The following is a 245-nucleotide window of genomic DNA, read 5'->3' on the forward strand; positions in this document are numbered from 1 at the left end:
AGTCCTGAATTACGACGAAGGGCGACTGCGGGGCTAAACAAGGGTGAGGCAAAACATACTCTCAAAAGGGCGGTATTTTTTAATCGTCTGGGTGAGGTGCGCGACCGCTCTTATGAAGATCAATTTTATCGTGCCAGTGGGTTAAATTTGGTGGTGGCGGCGATAGTTTTATGGAATACGGTGTACTTAGAAAAAGCTGTTGATTATTTGAAACAACAGGGTGTGGATATTCCTGAAGAATATTT

Annotated in this window: 1 protein-coding gene; it reads left to right on the top strand. The window is 43.7% G+C overall.

What is annotated here, in order from left to right:
• Positions 1 to 245, top strand: a 245-nt coding sequence (locus PL9214_RS29710; RefSeq protein ID WP_139295230.1) for a Tn3 family transposase, incomplete at both ends; no start/stop codon positions are given.

This window comes from Planktothrix tepida PCC 9214, assembly GCF_900009145.1.
Classification (GTDB): domain Bacteria; phylum Cyanobacteriota; class Cyanobacteriia; order Cyanobacteriales; family Microcoleaceae; genus Planktothrix; species Planktothrix tepida.